14 protein-coding genes are annotated in these 15,998 nt (G+C 67.3%); 5 read left to right on the top strand and 9 right to left on the bottom strand.

Going from position 1 to position 15,998, the window contains the following annotated elements:
• Positions 1-42: 42 nt before the first annotated feature.
• From SMAL_RS17160 to SMAL_RS17145, 4 genes are all read right to left on the bottom strand, one after another.
• A complete protein-coding gene (locus SMAL_RS17160) occupies positions 43-984 on the bottom strand; it encodes a DegV family protein (RefSeq protein ID WP_012512072.1) in 942 nt (313 codons plus the stop codon).
• 95 nt (positions 985-1,079) lie between these two features.
• Positions 1,080-1,712, bottom strand: a complete 633-nt coding sequence (locus tag SMAL_RS17155; RefSeq protein WP_012512071.1) for a 2-hydroxychromene-2-carboxylate isomerase — start codon at positions 1,710-1,712, stop codon at positions 1,080-1,082.
• A gap of 20 nt (positions 1,713-1,732) precedes the next feature.
• On the bottom strand, positions 1,733-2,995 hold the full coding sequence (locus SMAL_RS17150) for an amidohydrolase family protein (protein WP_012512070.1): 1,263 nt from the start codon (positions 2,993-2,995) through the stop codon (positions 1,733-1,735).
• Complete coding sequence (locus SMAL_RS17145) at positions 2,995-4,404, bottom strand: amidohydrolase (protein ID WP_012512069.1); 1,410 nt, start codon at positions 4,402-4,404, stop codon at positions 2,995-2,997. The genes SMAL_RS17150 and SMAL_RS17145 overlap by 1 nt, the downstream gene beginning before the upstream one ends.
• A gap of 153 nt (positions 4,405-4,557) precedes the next feature.
• Here SMAL_RS17145 and SMAL_RS17140 point away from each other — a divergent pair, with 153 nt between their 5' ends.
• Together SMAL_RS17140 and SMAL_RS17135 are read left to right on the top strand one after the other, a co-directional pair.
• The gene (locus SMAL_RS17140; protein ID WP_005414446.1) at positions 4,558-5,334 is read left to right on the top strand and encodes an AMP nucleosidase; all 777 of its coding nucleotides are present in this window, start codon (positions 4,558-4,560) and stop codon (positions 5,332-5,334) included.
• Positions 5,335-5,377: 43 nt separating this feature from the next.
• On the top strand, positions 5,378-5,917 hold the full coding sequence (locus SMAL_RS17135; protein ID WP_006384394.1) for a DUF924 family protein: 540 nt from the start codon (positions 5,378-5,380) through the stop codon (positions 5,915-5,917).
• Positions 5,918-5,994: 77 nt separating this feature from the next.
• Here SMAL_RS17135 and grxD read toward each other — a convergent pair whose 3' ends face one another.
• Positions 5,995-6,921, bottom strand: a complete 927-nt coding sequence (gene grxD / locus SMAL_RS17130) for a Grx4 family monothiol glutaredoxin (protein ID WP_012512068.1) — start codon at positions 6,919-6,921, stop codon at positions 5,995-5,997.
• Positions 6,922-6,980: 59 nt separating this feature from the next.
• Between grxD and SMAL_RS17125 the strand changes: the two genes are divergently transcribed.
• Positions 6,981-7,760, top strand: a complete 780-nt coding sequence (locus SMAL_RS17125) for a polysaccharide deacetylase family protein (RefSeq protein WP_012512067.1) — start codon at positions 6,981-6,983, stop codon at positions 7,758-7,760.
• Between the two features lie 68 nt (positions 7,761-7,828).
• On the opposite strand, the gene SMAL_RS17120 is transcribed toward SMAL_RS17125, so the two are convergent.
• The 3 genes from SMAL_RS17120 to SMAL_RS17110 are packed head-to-tail and all read right to left on the bottom strand — an operon-like array spanning position 7,829 to position 10,445.
• Complete coding sequence (locus SMAL_RS17120) at positions 7,829-8,545, bottom strand: class I SAM-dependent methyltransferase (RefSeq protein WP_012512066.1); 717 nt, start codon at positions 8,543-8,545, stop codon at positions 7,829-7,831.
• A gap of 4 nt (positions 8,546-8,549) precedes the next feature.
• Positions 8,550-9,167 carry an SGNH/GDSL hydrolase family protein gene (locus SMAL_RS17115; protein ID WP_012512065.1) on the bottom strand — a complete coding sequence of 206 codons (618 nt, stop codon included), beginning with the start codon at positions 9,165-9,167 and terminating at the stop codon, positions 8,550-8,552.
• Positions 9,168-9,170: 3 nt separating this feature from the next.
• Entirely contained in the window at positions 9,171-10,445 is a 1,275-nt protein-coding gene (locus SMAL_RS17110) for a pyridoxal phosphate-dependent aminotransferase (protein ID WP_032972151.1), read from the bottom strand.
• 114 nt (positions 10,446-10,559) lie between these two features.
• Here SMAL_RS17110 and rsgA point away from each other — a divergent pair, with 114 nt between their 5' ends.
• Positions 10,560-11,669 carry a ribosome small subunit-dependent GTPase A gene (gene rsgA, locus SMAL_RS17105; protein WP_012512064.1) on the top strand — a complete coding sequence of 370 codons (1,110 nt, stop codon included), beginning with the start codon at positions 10,560-10,562 and terminating at the stop codon, positions 11,667-11,669.
• Positions 11,670-11,879: 210 nt separating this feature from the next.
• The gene (locus SMAL_RS17100; protein ID WP_012512063.1) at positions 11,880-13,133 is read left to right on the top strand and encodes a flavohemoglobin expression-modulating QEGLA motif protein; all 1,254 of its coding nucleotides are present in this window, start codon (positions 11,880-11,882) and stop codon (positions 13,131-13,133) included.
• Between the two features lie 444 nt (positions 13,134-13,577).
• On the opposite strand, the gene SMAL_RS17095 is transcribed toward SMAL_RS17100, so the two are convergent.
• Positions 13,578-15,875, bottom strand: a complete 2,298-nt coding sequence (locus SMAL_RS17095; protein WP_012512062.1) for a TonB-dependent receptor — start codon at positions 15,873-15,875, stop codon at positions 13,578-13,580.
• Positions 15,876-15,998: the final 123 nt, after the last annotated feature.

Below are 15,998 nucleotides of genomic sequence, written 5' to 3'. Positions count from 1 at the left end.
TCGCGGTGGAATCGTTGTGCAGATTCCAGCCCGCGTTGGCCCTCATTCAAACCGATGCGGCCCATCGGCGAAGCCCACGGTGACCGCGCCCTTGCCGACATTGACCATGCCGGTCAGGCTCATCACCGATTCGTACACGGTCACGCCATGGGTGGCGCAGACCTCTTTCAGCTGTGCATAGCCGGGCAGGGTGCGCAGCTCTTCCAGCTCACCGCCGTAGCTGACGCACACCGTCGGTGTCATCAGCCCGGCACGAACCCGCTGGCCGACCACCGCGAACAGCTTCTGCACGGCGTTGTCGAAGCCCTTGATCTTGGCCACCGGCCCGGTCTCGCCGCGGTAACCGTGCAGCACCGGCTTGATGTCCAGCGCACTGCCCAGTGCGGCGCTGAGCAGGCCGACGCTGCGATCGCCCTTGTGCCGTGCGCGCGCACGCATGTAGTACAGGTCGCGGGTGACCATGTAGCCGTGTACGTTGCCGGCCAGTTCTTCCAGCCGCTCGCGGATCTGCTGCACGCTGGCGTTGCTGTCGCGCAGGCGCACCGCTTCCACCGCGGTCACTGCCTGCGCGGCGAACAGGTTCTGGGTGTCGAGCACGCGCAGCGCGAACGGCGAGTTGTAGCCCGCTGCCTGCCGCACCGGCTTGTAGTCGTTGAGGATGGCGAAACTGGCCTGCAGCGCGTTGTCGTGGATCGGGCTGCGGGTCTTGGTGATGGTCATGCAGAACACGTGGTCGTAATCGATCACCAGCTGCTGCAGGAACAGGTCGCGGATCTGGTTGACGCTGAAGGCGATGGTCTCCGCTTCAGCACCGTGCTCGGCCACATGCGCATGCAGGAAGCTCAGTGTGGCCTGCTCATCGCGATGATCGGCCAGCACCGCTTCGCCGATGCGTACGGTGATCGGCAGCAGCACGATGTTGTGTTCGGCAATGAAGGCCTGCGGCAGGTCGCAGGCCGAGTCGACGACGATTCCGATGCGCATCCGCGGCTCCCCCTCCAGGGCGGTTGTAGGTTCGGAAACGTGAAATCTATCTCAAATCCCAGGCAGGCGCGCGAGGGAAACGCGCCACGCCCTGTTCAGCGACTGCGCTGCACCGCCACCGGCAGGGTGGCCAGGCGCTGCCATTCGGGCTGCCGCAGCAGGCCCGGATCGGCCAGCACCGCGGCCATCAGCGGGTGGGCGTCGTTGCCCCAGAACAGTTCCCCGTCGATGGCCAGGGTCGGCACACCGAACACGCCGGCGCTGATCGCGGCTTCGGTATTGCGCCGCAACTGCTCCTTGACCGCCGGTTCGGCGATGGCCGTGGCGACATCATCGATGCCCAGCCGGGCGCCGGGCTCGCGCAGCGCCTCGGCGCTGTCGGCGGCATTGCCGTCGCGCCAGATCCAGTCGAACAGCGCGTCCACCGCCTGCATGCTGGCACCGGCGGCCAGGCACAGGCGCAGGGCGGACAACGGGTTGAACGGATGGCCCGGCGGGAAGCGCAGCGGCGTGCCCTCGGCCTGCGCGGTCCACAGCAGCTGGCGGTAGATGAAGCGCCGCTTGGCCGGAATCTCCGCCGGACCGAGATTGCCAAGGTGATGCAGCACCGCACCGAAGGCGATCGGCACGGTCTGGATCTGCGCGAACTGCGGCAGCTGCTTCAGCTTCTGCCAGTGCAGGTAGGAGTACGGAGAGATGAAGTCGAAGTACCAGCGCAGTGTCGCCATCGGTGTGTCCTCGTGTGCGGTCAGGGCTGCGCGTTGCGCTGCAGGTAGCGGTCACGCAGTTCGGTCTGGCGCGAGCGCATCGGCATCGCACGGCCGCCCAGCCAGACCTGCTCGGCATAGTGCGCCACGTCCAGCGGATCGCCTTCCCACAGCACCAGGTCGGCGCGCTTGCCGGGCTCGATGCTGCCGATCTGGTCGGCCACCCCGAACGCCTGTGCAGGCACCCGGGTCAGCCCGGCCAGGCCATCGGCCCACGGCAGGCCGTTGGCCACCGCGTTGCCGGCCAGCTGGCGCATCTTGCGCGCGTTGTGGGTGGCGTCGCCGCGCTGCACGAAGGAGACTGCTACGCCAGCACGCTGCAGGCGCGCAGCGTTTTCCAGGGTGGCACCGATCTGGTCGAAGCTGGCGGGCAGATTGGCCAGCACGTCGACGAACACCGGCACGTGCGCAGCGGCCAGTTCCGGGGCCACCTGCCAGGCTTCGCTGGCGCCGGCGATGGCAATCTTCACTTTCTCGCGGGCGGCCCAGCGCAGCAGCTGGCGGATGTCGGCGGCACGGTCCACTTCCACCACGACGCGGCCCTGGCCGGCCAGGTAACGGCTGAGCGTGCGGCGCCCGGCCGGGGTCAGCAACGCATGCGGCGAGTCCGCAGCCACCTGGCCACGCGCCTCGTCGATCATCTGCTGCAGCAGCATCCACTGTGCGGCGCGCGAATGGCCGGTCAGTTCTGAGGCCGCTGCGCCGATGCGCAGGAACAGCGCGCGCGGACCGATCGGATCGATGCTGCCATCCAGCCGCATCACGCCGCCCTGGCCGGCCACGAAGCCACCGCCGGTGGCGGCGCCCAGCGCAGTGAAGCCGATGCCTTCCAGCCGCGTTACCGGAATCAGCACTGAAGCCGGGTTGTAGGCGAGGGTGACGTCGAATTCCGGCCGCAGCGGTTGCTCGCCGATCTTCAGAGAACTGTCCACCGTGCTCGATTCACCGGAAACTTCTTCGATGCCAGTCTCGGTGATGCCACCGAACAGTGCCGGTGTCAGGGGACGGCCATTGGCCTCGACCACGGTGGCGCCGGCCGGCGCCGACAGGCCGTTGCCCACCGCGCGGATGATGCCGCCCTGCACCAGCACATCGGCGTTCTGCAGGCTGCCACGCGTGCTGGCGGTGTGCACCGTTGCGTTGCGCACCAGCAGGTCCTGCGCCGATGCCGTGGTTGCCAGCAACAGCAACGCCACCACGGTAGCGCCGGGCCATGCCCGGCGACGCTTGTTCAACACGCCCATCAGCGCACCTCCTGGCCAAGCTGGAAATCGGAACGCGGCGTCGCTTGCGGCGTGCTGCGGTCGTACAACCTGCGGCCATCAATGAAGACCTGTTCGGCCAGTGCATACGAACTGAAGGGATTGCCATTCCACACCACCACGTCGGCCATCTTGCCGGCCTCCAGGGTGCCGGTCTGGCCTTCGATGCCCAGCGCCTTGGCGGCGTTGGCGGTCATCCAGGTGATGGCATGTTCGGGCGTGATCTCCGGCATGCGTGCGCGTCGCGCGGAGGCCATCACCTTGGCGGCTTCCTGGTTCAGGCGCTGGACGCCCTCGGGTGAATCGGAGTGGACGATGGCGCAGCTGTTCTTCGGGCGGTCGACCAGCGCGATGTTCTCCGGGATACCGTCGAAGGCTTCCATCTTGAAGCCCCACCAGTCGGCCCACAACGCGCCGCAGACGCCGTCGGCGGCCAGCCGGTCGGCCAGCTTGTAGGCCTCCACGCCATGGTGGAACGCAGCGACCTTGAAGCCGAACTCCTTGGCCAGGTCGAGCATGGTGGCCATCTCGTCGGCGCGGTAGCAGTGGATGTGCACGCGGATGTCGCCTTCGATCGCACCGGCCAGGGTGTCCAGCTTGAGATCGCGCTTGCCGCCGGCATCACCGGCACTGTCGCCCTTGTCGTTGCCGAACCAGCCCTTGCGCTTGGCCGGCTTGGGTTTGTTCTTGGCGATGTAGTCGGCGGCATCGATGAAGGCCGCGCGATAGCCGGCCACGTTGCCCATGCGCGTGGCCGGGGTTACGCCCTTGCCTTCGCCGTAGACCCGCTTGGGATTCTCACCGCAGGCCATCTTCAGGCCCCAGGGCGCACCGGGGAACTTCATCGCCTGGTAGGTCACCGCGGGTACGTTCTTGAGGGTCACGCCGCGGCCCCCCACCAGGTTGGCCGAGCCCGGCAGCACCTGCATGCTGGTCACGCCGCCGGCCAGCGCGGTGGCGAAGCCCGGGTCCTGCGGCCACACCGAGTGTTCGGCCCAGACATTGGCGGTGACCGGTGCGGTCATCTCGTTGCCGTCGCTGTGCGCGCCAACACCGGGGCTGGGGTACACGCCCAGATGCGAGTGCACGTCTATCAGGCCCGGGGTCACCCACTTGCCCTGCGCGTCGATGCGGGCGATGCCGGGGTCAGCCTGCAGCTGGCGGCCGACCGCGACGATGCGACCATCGCGCAGCAGCACGTCGGCGTTGTCCAGCCGCTGGCCGGTGCCAGTCAGCACGGTAGCGTTCTGGATCAGCACTGGCGCATCGGGATGCGCCTGGTAGGTGCTGGGATAGGGATCGGCGACGAAGCGCGAGGCGCCCACTGCCGGTGCCGTGCTCAATGAAAGCAGCGCCAGTGCCACCCCGGCGCGCAACAACGTCGATGCCATGCAGTTCCCCTCGCGGCGTAGTCCAAGCCGCCGACGCTAGCCGGGCGGTGGCGTGCTTGCCAAGTGACCTTCTTCACATGGTGGCGTGCGGCTGCTCGACGGCATCGCCCGGCTGGCCGAAAATAGCCGGTCCCCCGCCGTACCGGACCGTCCATGAAGAGCAAGCAGGAAATCGTCGACAACTGGCTGCCGCGCTATACCGGCGTACCGCTGGACCAGTTCGGCCAGCACATCCTGCTGACCAACTTCGGCGGCTACCTGCATACGTTCTCGGAGCTGACCGGTGCGCCGGTCATCGGCCTGGACCGGCCGATGGCCAGTGCCACCATCGATGGCATCACCATGATCAATTTCGGCATGGGCAGTCCCAATGCCGCGATCATCATGGACCTGCTGTCGGCGGTGATGCCCAAGGCGGTGTTGTTCCTGGGCAAGTGCGGCGGCCTCAAGCGCAAGAACCAGCTGGGCGACCTGGTGCTCCCGATCGCGGCGATCCGCGGCGAGGGCACCTCGGGCGACTACCTGCCACCGGAAGTACCGGCGCTGCCGGCCTTCGCGCTGCAGCGTGCGGTTTCGACCATGATCCGCGACCTCGGCCACGATTACTGGACCGGCACCGTCTACACCACCAACCGCCGGGTCTGGGAGCACGACGAGGCCTTCAAGGAGCGGCTGCGGGCAATGCGCTGCATGGCCATCGACATGGAAACGGCTACGGTGTTCGCCGCCGGCTTCGCCAACCACATCCCCAGCGGCGCGCTGCTGCTGGTTTCGGACCAGCCGATGATCCCGGACGGGGTCAAGACCGAGGCCTCCGATGCCAAGGTCAGCTCCCAGTTCGTGGAAAACCATATCCAGATCGGTATCGAGGCGCTTAAGCTTATCCGGCGCAACGGCAAGTCGGTCCGCCACCTGCGCTTCGACGAATGATGATGAAGGCCGGGCGCGGGGCGTCCGGGCCTGGGAGTAGGTAATGGACGTTGCCGCGCAAGTGGTGGAATTCTGGAAGGAGGCGGGCCCTGCGAAGTGGTTCGCCCGCGACGACGCGTTCGACGCGCAGTTCCGCCAGTTGTTTCTGGATGAGCATTTCGCAGCGGCTTCGCGCGGGCGCGAGCATTGGCTGGGCAGTGCCGAAGGGGCGCTGGCCCTGATGCTGCTGCTGGACCAGTTCCCGCGCAACTGCTTCCGTGGTACCGCGCATTCCTATGCGACCGACGGCCTGGCGCGGCATTACGCCATGCGTGCCATCGAGGAAGGCCTGGACCTGCAGCTGGTGCCCAAGCTGCGCGCCTTCATCTACCTGCCGTTCGAGCACTCCGAGGATCCGCTGGACCAGGACCGCTCGGTGGCGATGTTCGACGTGCTGGGTGACAAGGAATACCTGCAGTACGCCGAACTGCACCGCGACATCATCCGCCGCTTCGGTCGCTTCCCGCATCGCAACGCCGTGCTGGGCCGCATCCCCACGCCGGAAGAACTGGATTACCTGGCCGAAGGCGGGTTCGCCGGCTAAGAAAAAGGGGACGGAGGGGATTAAGTCGTTTGAGGCACAAACGACTTAATCCCCTCCGTCCCCTTTTTCAGTGCCGATCAGTACTTCGGCACGCCGTTGTCCACGTCTTCCGACCAGGCGTTGATGCCGCCGGTGACGTTGAACACCTTGGTGAAGCCCAGGGCGCGGAACTGCTCGGCGGCCTGCGCACTGCGGCCACCGTGGTGGCACATGAAGGCCAGCGCGGTGTCCTTGGGCAGGGCTTCCAGCTCGGCGCGGCCGTTGCCGTCGAAGCTCTTGAACGGCACGCCGACCGCGGCGATGGCGCGCTCGTCGGCCGGGCGCACGTCCACCAGGGTGATGTTGCCGGCACGCACCAGGTCGTCGGCATCACGCACGCTGATTTCCTGTACCGGCTTGGGCGCGTTCGGGTTGTCGATCGCCAGGCCCTTGCCGCGGATGTCGTCCACCCAGTCGATGGTGATGCCATTGGCGCGACGGGCGCTGGCCAGGTCGAACTGCACGCGCAGGCCGTTGGACTCGGCGGCGATCGCGCCTTCGTCGTGCGGGGCCAGCTGGAAGTTCGGCTGGAAGCCGGCGTCGATGCTCAGCTGCAGGGCGGCGCCCGGGGCGTCGGCCAACGCGCCCTTGAGCATTTCCACGGCGGCCGGGGTGACGGTGATGCTCGGCGGGGTGCGGTCCGGTGCGGCCAGGCCGAGCACGCTGCTCAGCTCGCCACTGGCGGCCATCTGCAGCACGATGTCGCTGCCGCCGACCAGTTCGCCGTCGATGTACAGCTGCGGGATCGTCGGCCAGTCGCCATAGGCCTTGATGCCCTCACGGATTTCCTGGTCGGCCAGCACGTTGACATGGGCGAACTCGACGCCGAGGTCCTGCAGGGCGCCCACGGCCTTGGCCGAGAAACCACACTGCGGCATCGACGGCTGGCCCTTCATGAACAGCACGACGCGGTTGTCGTTGAGGATGGTTTCGATGCGCGAACGCAGGGCGGGATCGAGGGACATGGACGTCGGGGTTCCGGGAATTCGAATCGCTAATTCTAACCCCCATGGCATCATGGGGGATGAGCAACACAGGAACATTGCATCGCATCCCGGCCCGCCCCTGGCGCTGGCTGCCTTGGCTGGTGGCGTCGCAGCTGGTCGTGATCCTGGTATGGGGGCTGGCCGGTTGGTATTGGGGCCTGCCGCTGATGGTGGCCAGCCATGCGCTGTTCATGGTGCCGGTGTTCCTGCCCAACAGCCGCTTCTATGCGCCGGTGCTGAGCCGGGTTCCGGATGCTGGCAACACGGTCTGGCTCACCATTGATGACGGTCCCGGCCCGGAAACCCGTGCCGTGCTCGACCTGCTGGACCGCCACCAGGCACGTGCGACCTTCTTCCTGGTGGGGGAACGAGCGCTGGCGCAGCCGGAACTGGTGACCGAGATCCTGCGCCGTGGCCACGACCTGGGCAATCACAGCCACAGCCACCCGCAGGCGCGCTTCTGGCGGCTGGGCCCGGCCGCGATGCGCGCCGAGATCGAGGGCTGCCAGCACGCACTGCAGGCGCTGGGTGGCCAGCCGGTGCGCTGGTACCGCTCGGTGGTGGGCATGACCAATCCGTTCGTAGCGCCGGTGCTGCAGCGGTTGGGCCTGGTCCGGGTGGGCTGGAGCGCGCGCGGCTTCGACGGGGTCGGCTGCACGCCGGATGGCGTGCTGGCACGGCTGCTGCCGGACCTGCGCCCGGGCGCCATCGTGCTGCTGCATGAAGGTGCGGTGCACGGCCACAACCTGGCCATCATCGAGCGCGTGCTGCAGGCGTTGGACGAGCGTGGGTTGAAGGCGCAGCTGCCGGCCGGATAACCGGTAGCGCCGGGCCACGCCCGGCGAGCGCAGCGGCATGGATGGAATCCGCCGGGCATGGCCCGGCGCTACCGGATGCGGTGCGCCACCAGCAGCCAGCTGTTGAAGGGGGTACGCCCGTGCAGCGGCCGGGGCGACGTCACCTGCAATCCGGCCTCGATCAATGTCGCCTGCAGCACCTGCGGATCCGGATAGTGGCGCGGTCGCGTGCCCATCCAGCCGACCAGCCAGGCCAGCCTGTCCGCCACCCGCGTGGTGCGGTCGCGGCCATCGCCGGTGGCCAGCGGTGTACGCAGCAGCAGGCAGCCGCCGTGGGCCACCTGCGCGCTGGCCGCGCGCAGCAGGGCCTGCTGTGGGCCCGCATCCAGGTACTGAAGCACATCCAGCAGCAGGACGTGCCCGGCCTGCGCCGGCAGCGGCGCCTGTACATCCAGGCAGTCGAAGTGCACATCGTGCAGGTGGGCGGCGGCGCGTTGCGCGCGGGTGATCTTGCCGGCATCCACGTCCACCCCCAGATAGCGCTGGCTGCCGCCGCGCTGGCGCAGCACATGGGCGAACAGGCCCAGCCCGCAACCGAGGTCCAGCAGCGGCTGCCCGTCGTCAGGCAGATGCTGCAGCACGCCGTCGTACAACGGGTCGCTGCCGAGCTTGCCGCGGGTGTAGTAGTAGTCGCGGCGGCTGCCCCAGGCCTGTGCTGGGCGGAACGCCTCGGCGATCGCGCGGGCCTGCGGGGCGGTCAGGGGCGTGCAGGGCAGGGGCGGGCCGTTCCGTGGCGTGCCGTCCATCGCCTCAGTCCGTGCCGCCAAGCAGGTGCGCGGCCACCGGCAGGGCGCGCGCGCTCCACAGCGCGTACATCCGCGCCGAAGGATGCAGGCCGTCCTCGGCAATCATCGTCGGGTCTTCGCCCTGCGCGCGGCTGATATCGGTGATATCGACGAAGGCCACGCCCAGCCGGGTGCTGATCACCTCGGCGGCCGCGTTGAACTCGTCGGTCTCGATCTCGATCGCGGCCAGGTCACGGCCACTACCGGCGCCGAACGGGGTTGCGCCCCAGTCGGGGAAGGACAGCACCAATACACGCTCGGGGTGACCACCGGCAAAGCCAATCGCACGTTGCAGCAGCGCCTGGAACTGGACGCGGTATTCGTCCAGCGGACGCCCGCGGTACTGGTTGTTGACGCCGATCAGCAGGCTGACGAAATCGAACGGGCCCTGTGGCGCGGCCGCATCGATGCCAGCATCGAGTTCGTCGGTGGTCCAGCCGGTAGTCGCAATGGTCTGCGGATCGGACAGCTCAATGCCCTGTGCACGCAGCGCGGCGGCCAGCTGGTGCGGCCAGCGGCCTTCGACTGCAACCGCTTCACCGATGGTGTACGAATCGCCCAGCGCCAGGTAGGACAGGGTCACAGCTCAGGCCACCGAACGGCGTGGCTTCAACGGCACGACCTTGGTCGCGTCTTCGGCGCGGCGGGCCAGCACGCGGTCGATGCGCGCGAACACATCGCGCATCACCGAGGCTTCCGGCAGCAGGGTCACGCGGAAATGATGGCGGTAGGGCACGTTGAAACTGGAGCCAGGCACCACCAGCACGCCTTCGTTGTTCATCAGGTCCAGCGCGAAATTGTGGTCGTCGAAGCCCTTGGCGGCGGCGCCGACCACGGCCGGGAACGCATAGAGCGCACCGGCCGGGGCGACCAGCGACAGGTGCTCGCTGGCTTCGCAGGCTTCGATCACCGCGCGGCGGGTTTCATACAGGCGGCCACCCGGGGTGCACAGCTCGGAGATGGTGTCCGGGCCATTCACCGCGGCATCGATGGCGTACTGGCCCGGCACGTTGGCGCACAGGCGCAGCGCACCGAGCAGGTCCAGTGCGGCGCGGAAGTCACCCAGGCGCGCATCGTCGCCGCTGAGGTGGGCCCAGCCCACGCGCCAGCCGCAGGCGCGGTGCACCTTGCTCAAGCCACTGAAGGTCAGGCACGGGTGGTCGCCGGCCAGCGGCGCGACCGGCTGGAACACCGCGTCGTCGTACAGGATCTGGTCGTAGATCTCGTCGACCAGCAGCAGCAGGTTGTGGCGGCGCGCGATCTCGACCACGCGTTCCAGCAGCTCGCGCGGGTAGCTGGCGCCGCTGGGATTGTTCGGGTTGATCAGCACGATGGCGCGGGTGCGCGAGGACACCAGCGTCTCGATCTCGCTCGGGTCCGGCTGGAAGCCGTTCTCGGCGGCGCAGCGGTAGTACACCGGGCGGCCGTCGTTGAGGATGGTCGAGGCCGACCACAGCGGGTAGTCCGGCGAGGGCACCAGCACCTCGTCGCCCGGATTGAGCAACGCCCGCAGCGACAGGTCGATCAGCTCGCTGACGCCGTTGCCGACGAACACGCGGTCCGGATGTGCATCGGGCGCACCGCGACGGGCGTAGTAGGCGGCGATGGCTTCGCGCGCCACCGGCAGGCCCTGCTGGTGGGTATAGGGGTCGGTGCGGCCCATGTCATCGGCGATGGCGCGCTGAAGGTGTTCCGGTGCACGGAAGCCGAACGCACCGGGGTTGCCGATGTTGAGCTTGATCAGCTTGCGGCCCTGCGCTTCCAGCTCCCGCGCTCGCCGTGCCAGTTCTCCGCGGATTTCGTAGCGCACTTCGGAGAGGCGCTCGCGGATGACCAGGGGCTTGGGCGAGGGGGTGGACATGGGCGGTGGGCCGTCGAATGGCATGGGGCTTCCATGGTAGCGGAATTGCTGCAGCGCATGGCAAGGCCCCAGGGCCTGCCGTTGTTGGGCTGGCGGGGCACTGGCACAGGTAGAATGGCGGCGATGACCCAGACTCCCGATTTCACCGCCCTGCAGACCATCGGCTGGCCCTGGCCGGGCCCGGCGCAGCAGGCCGACTGGCAGGCTGTGATGGCCACCCACCCGCAGGCCCGCCCGGCGCGGGTGATCGAACAGCACCGAACGCACTATGTCGTGGCCGATGGCCCGGATGCGGCAATCAAGGCCGAATCACTGCCGGAATGGCAGCGCCCGCGCTTCCCCAGCCACGAACGGCCGGCGGTGGGCGACTGGGTCCTGCTGGATGGCATCCGCATCGTTGCCCTGCTGCCACGGCGTACCGCGATCAAGCGTGGCGCGGCCGGCGAGCATTACCACCAGCAGGTGATCGCGGCCAACATCGATACGGTGTTCATCGTCTGTGGCCTGGATGCCGACTTCAACCCGCGCCGCATCGAGCGTTACCTGCTGCTGGTCGGCGGTGGCGGTGCCGAACCGGTGGTGGTGCTGACCAAGGCCGACCAGACCGAATACAGCGAGGATGCGCTGGCGGTGCTGGAAGAGCTGGAGATGCAGGGCATCGCCCTGCATGCGATCAACGGCCTGGATGCCGACAGTGTGGCGGTGCTGGAACCGTGGCTGGGCCCGGGCCGCACGGTGGTGCTGGTCGGTTCTTCCGGTGCCGGCAAGTCGACGTTGACCAACACGCTGCTGGGCGAGCAGCGGATGAAGACCAATACGGTGCGCGCCAACGATTCGCGTGGTCGCCACACCACCACCCACCGCGCGCTGATGCCGTTGCCGATGGGTGCCTGCCTGATCGACACCCCCGGCATGCGCGAACTGAAGCCGACCGGTGAAGAGACGCTGGCCGAAGGCGGTTTCGCCGATATCGAAGCTCTGGCGGCGCAGTGCCGCTTCAACGACTGCATGCATCAACAGGAACCGGGCTGTGCCGTACGCGCAGCGATCGACGCAGGTGAGATTGAAGAAAGCCGGCTGCTGAACTACTTCAAGCTGAAGGAAGAAGTGGCCGCAGCTGCGGCAAAGCTGGCCGTGCGCCAGGCCGAAACCGCGCAGGAGCGTGGCGGCAAGAAGGGCAAGGGCCAGCAGTTCCGCCCGGCCGGCAAGCCGCGCAGGCGCTGATCGGTATCGCGGGGTCGGATCCCATTGCACCGCAATGGGCTCTGACCCCTGCAATGAAACCCGCCTCTGCCTGCTTCGGGTGGATGCCAACTGCCCGCTCCTGGTAGGTGCCAACCTTGGTTGGCACGGATGTATCCGAAGCCCGCCTTCGGCGGATGCCAACCCAGGTTGGCAGCTACCAACGTGCGGGCAGGGCGCTATAGTCCGCCCATGGAACCGACCGCGACGCTGGACCGTGACGTGGCCCACCATGCAGCGCTCGATGCGCGCCTGGTCGAGGCCGTGGGGGGCATCCGCCTGCTGGGCCTGACCAGCTGGCCGGCGACGCTGCAGGCACCGTTCCTGGCCAGCGTGGCACGCGGCCAGCCGGTACTGCCGAAGGTGGACTACCCGAAGCTGGATTTCAGCGAGGAACGTCGTGCGCTGGCCGCGATTGCCGCCGACTGCGACGACAGCCATCCACTGGGTCACTACGTGCGGCAGTCAGCGCAGAGCTGGGATCTGGCTGCGCAGCTGCTGGAAGGACTGGGCACCGCCGCCGTCGACCGTTGCTCGGTGCAGCTTTTCGGTGCGCCCGAGCAGCCGCTGCCGGGAAATGGCCCAAGTACGCGTGAGGCTGCACGCCACTTCATCCAGATCGCCGCCGAACTGGACCACGAACTGCTGGCGCCGGAAGAACAGGTGCCGGTCTCGGCCATCGCCCTGCAACTGCAGCTGCAGAACGATCTGGACGCGTTCTTTGAATCGCGCATCATCCAGGTGCAGCTGGACCCGGAGCTGGTGTCCAAGGCCGCCGCCGGCCCGACCCGCATCCGCCTGCGCACCAGTGCACGCTTCAGCGCCTACGACCGCGCACAGCTGTTCCACCATGAAGCGCTGGTGCATTCGCTGACCGCCCTGAACGGCCGCGAGCAGCCGGTGCTGCCCAGTCTGGCACTGTCCTCGCCGCGGGTGACCGCGACCCAGGAAGGGCTGGCCACCTTCGCCGAGCAGATCACCGGCAGCATCGACATCGAGCGCCTCAAGCGCATCAGCCTGCGTACTGAAGCGATTGCCATGGCACGCGAAGGCGCCGATTTCATCGAAGTGTTCCGCTATTTCTGCGATGCCGGGCAGAACGCTGAAGAAAGTTTCGCTTCGGCGCAGCGCGTGTTCCGTGGGGTACCGCCGAGTGGCGGCCTGGCGTTCACCAAGGACACGGTGTACCTGCGCGGCCTGGTGTCGGTGCACACGTTCTTCCGCCACATGCTGGCCGAGGACCGCCTGCAGGTCTGTCGCTGGTTGTTCGCGGGCAAGATGAGTCTGACCGATGCGATCGCGTTCGCGCCGTTGTTCGAGTCCGGTGTATTGAAGCCGCCGCGCTGGCTGCCGCACTGGGTGAGCCGGGCGAACGGCCTGGCCGGCATGCTGGCGTTCTCGCTGTTCGCCAACCGGATACGGATGGACCAGCTGGCGCCGGAATGAAATGCGTTGGCGGCTTGTGGCGTCTTGGTTGATATCGGAGAGAGCGGGGGGCTTGCGCTGGCCAGGACACGCCGCAAGTACGTCCCTGTAGGCTCGGCCACGGCATCCATGCCGTGGACGGTCCTGGCCAGCGCAAGCCCCCCGCTCCAGACAATTTCCTGCGAGACGGCCAGCAATCCACCAGAGGGATTGCGTTTGAAAAGCTTGAAAAGCAAAGAGCCGGGCAGTGCCCGGCTCTTTGCTTTTGCTTTTGCTCTTGCTTTCAATTGCCTCCGCGCCGGCGCGGGGAACTGTCCAGCGTGGGTAGGCAGGCCCATGCAGGACCGTGAGGCGCATGGATGCGCCGATCGAGCCCCCATGGATGGGTTTACGGCGTGTCCTGCATGGGCCTGCCTACCCACGCCATGCAGGAACAATCAACGCGCCGCAGCGCCCGCTTTCGATTTAGAACTCCGCCGCCACCGTCATGAACAGCTGCCGCGGCGCACTCGCATGGATCGCATAGCGCGTGCCCTTCGGATCGGTCGGTGCGAACGAGCTCAGCTGGCCGGCGTAGCGCTTGTTGGTCAGGTTGGTCGCGTTCAACGACACCCGCACGTTACGCAGGCCCAGGCCCGGACCGAAGTCGTAGCCCGCACCGGCGTCGAAGGTGGTCACGCCTGGCACCGACTGGTCGTTGGTGTAGGTGTAGTAACGTTTGCCGGTGTACTTGGCACGCAGGCTGGCGAAGAAGCCATCGCGGTTCCAGCTGATCTCACTGGACGCCATGCGCTGCGGCGTATCCACGGTGATCTTGCCGGCTACCGGTACCACCGCGCCGCCGGACAGGTAGTCGTCCTCGTAGGTGGTCTTGTTCCAGGACAGCGCGTTGTACCACTGCAGGCCGTCGATCGGCTTGAGGATGAAGGTCAGCTCCGCGCCGTGGCTCTTCACCGAACCGACGTTGATGAAGCGTGTCACGCACTCCGGACGCGTGCCGACTTCGATGCTCGAGCACGGGTTCAGCGACAGCAGGCGGTTGTCGAACTTCACGTTGTAGGCCGCGATCGACGCCTGGTACTTCTCACCGAAAGTACGGAAACCGGCTTCCAGGCTCTTCGACTTCTCCGGCTCAAGCCCGGCACTGGCCGCGAACGATTCCGGCGACACCTGCAGCGGGCCGCCGCTGCCACCGCCGACGAAGGCAGCGATGTTTTCGGCATATGAGGCGAACAGCTCGTTGTTGGCGTTGAGCTTGAAGCCCAGGCCCAGCTGCGGCAGCACCGATTCCTTGGCAGTCAGCGTGCCTGAGGCGATGCTGGTTTCCACGCCCGGGTTGGCGGTGGCGCGCATGCGGGTGTTCGGGCTCTTGATGCCGACGTCCACGGTCAGGCGCTGGTCGAGGAAGCGCATGCGGTCCTGCACGTAGAACTGGCGCGTGCGGATGTCGAAGTCCTGGTTGAACAGCAGGCGGTCCGGGTTCTTCAGGTACAGGTCGTCCAGGAACGGACCGCTGATGTAGTAGAAGTTGCGCGACACGTTATGGTCGTTCTGCTCGTACCACAGGCCGGCTTCCAGTTCGTGGATGCCCACCGTCCACGACAGCGCGGCGGTCAGGCCATCGCGGTTGATCGTGTAGTTGGTGCTGCGGATCGAGATCGGCAACATCTTGTCGGTGCCAGGGTAGGACGGCTGGCCCGGTGCCCACCAGTGGCCCTGGCCACGGTTGTCGTGGTGGTAGGCCAGCAGCTTCAGGCGGCCCTGTTCGCCCAGGCGCAGGTCGGCATCCACCGAGTACAGGTTGTCGTCACGCAGTGCGCGGCTCTGGTAGTACGCATCGTCGATGCTGTTGACGCCACCGCTGAACTTGCACTTGCTGCGGTCCAGCGTGCCCGGCGCGCAGTACGCGGCAGCCACTGCGCGGTCCCAGTCCGGCGCGTAGATGTTCCAGTCATAGCCCAGGCCGCGCGCCAGCATGTCCTTGGACAGGTAAGCGTAGTTGGCCTGGCTGGCACGCGATGTCGCGACGAATGCACCGAAACGATGGTCGCCGACGTTCCACACCGCCTTTGCGTTGAACTGGCGGGTGGTCTGGTTCTGGTACGGCGCGGCCCACATGTCCTGGTCCTGGTGCACGCCGGACACATAGGCCGAGAAGCCGTTGATGTCGCCGGTATCCACGCGCAGGTAGCCACGGCGCTGGCTGTTGTCGCCAACGGTGACGCTGGCGCGACCGCCGAACTCGGTGGAGGGGTCCATCGAGAAGTACTGGATGGTGCCGCCCAGGTTGCTGGTCGAGGCCACACCCAGCGAGCCGATGCCCTGCGACAGCTCGGCGCCGGCCAGGTTCTCGGCGATCAGTGCACGGGCGATGCTCAGGCCGTTGTAGTTGCCGTAGCTGTTGTCACCCAGCGGGATGCCGTCCAGCGTGTAGCCGAGGCGACTCTTGTCGAAGCCGCGCAGGCTGATGGTCTGCGACTCCTCGTTGGCACCGAAGGCATCGTTGGACTGCACCGACACACCTGGCAGGCGGTCGAGAATCTTCTGGCCGCTCGTGCCCGGCGGCAGTACCTGCTTGTCCACCGTGGTGATGCGCTGTACCTGGCGGGTCTCGCCCTGGCCGATCACGGAGACAGTATCCAACGTCTGTGCGCTCAGCGCGGCATCGGTGCTGGCGCCGGTATCGGCGGCAGAGGCGGCATGGGCGCTGGCGGCGGCGGAGAGCGCGATCGTCACGGCGATCGTCAGGTGTCGGGTCTGCATGGTGGTCCGTTGCATTGGGGGTGGTCACCGGCACGGATGCGCGGCGCATGGCCACTATGCGAACGGAACATGAAACCTTCTTTACGGAAAACCAACGAACAGTGCAGGGCAGTGGTGCGTGTC

Source organism: Stenotrophomonas maltophilia R551-3 (genome assembly GCF_000020665.1).
In the GTDB taxonomy this organism is placed as follows: domain Bacteria; phylum Pseudomonadota; class Gammaproteobacteria; order Xanthomonadales; family Xanthomonadaceae; genus Stenotrophomonas; species Stenotrophomonas maltophilia_L.
The sequence above is the reverse complement of the archived record's forward strand: the minus strand, read 5'-3'. Positions and strand labels throughout refer to the sequence as shown.

Excerpts from the sequence above, each read along its gene's own strand:
- SMAL_RS17160 (WP_012512072.1), bottom strand. The coding sequence starts at position 984 with ATGCGCATCGGAATCGTCGTCGACTCGGCCTGCGACCTGCCGCAGGCC.
- SMAL_RS17155 (WP_012512071.1), bottom strand. The coding sequence starts at position 1,712 with ATGGCGACACTGCGCTGGTACTTCGACTTCATCTCTCCGTACTCCTAC.
- SMAL_RS17150 (WP_012512070.1), bottom strand. The coding sequence starts at position 2,995 with ATGGGCGTGTTGAACAAGCGTCGCCGGGCATGGCCCGGCGCTACCGTG.
- SMAL_RS17145 (WP_012512069.1), bottom strand. The coding sequence starts at position 4,404 with ATGGCATCGACGTTGTTGCGCGCCGGGGTGGCACTGGCGCTGCTTTCA.
- SMAL_RS17140 (WP_005414446.1), top strand. The coding sequence starts at position 4,558 with ATGAAGAGCAAGCAGGAAATCGTCGACAACTGGCTGCCGCGCTATACC.
- SMAL_RS17135 (WP_006384394.1), top strand. The coding sequence starts at position 5,378 with ATGGACGTTGCCGCGCAAGTGGTGGAATTCTGGAAGGAGGCGGGCCCT.
- grxD (WP_012512068.1), bottom strand. The coding sequence starts at position 6,921 with ATGTCCCTCGATCCCGCCCTGCGTTCGCGCATCGAAACCATCCTCAAC.
- SMAL_RS17125 (WP_012512067.1), top strand. The coding sequence starts at position 6,981 with ATGAGCAACACAGGAACATTGCATCGCATCCCGGCCCGCCCCTGGCGC.
- SMAL_RS17120 (WP_012512066.1), bottom strand. The coding sequence starts at position 8,545 with ATGGACGGCACGCCACGGAACGGCCCGCCCCTGCCCTGCACGCCCCTG.
- SMAL_RS17110 (WP_032972151.1), bottom strand. The coding sequence starts at position 10,445 with ATGTCCACCCCCTCGCCCAAGCCCCTGGTCATCCGCGAGCGCCTCTCC.
- rsgA (WP_012512064.1), top strand. The coding sequence starts at position 10,560 with ATGGCGGCGATGACCCAGACTCCCGATTTCACCGCCCTGCAGACCATC.
- SMAL_RS17100 (WP_012512063.1), top strand. The coding sequence starts at position 11,880 with ATGGAACCGACCGCGACGCTGGACCGTGACGTGGCCCACCATGCAGCG.
- SMAL_RS17095 (WP_012512062.1), bottom strand. The coding sequence starts at position 15,875 with ATGCAGACCCGACACCTGACGATCGCCGTGACGATCGCGCTCTCCGCC.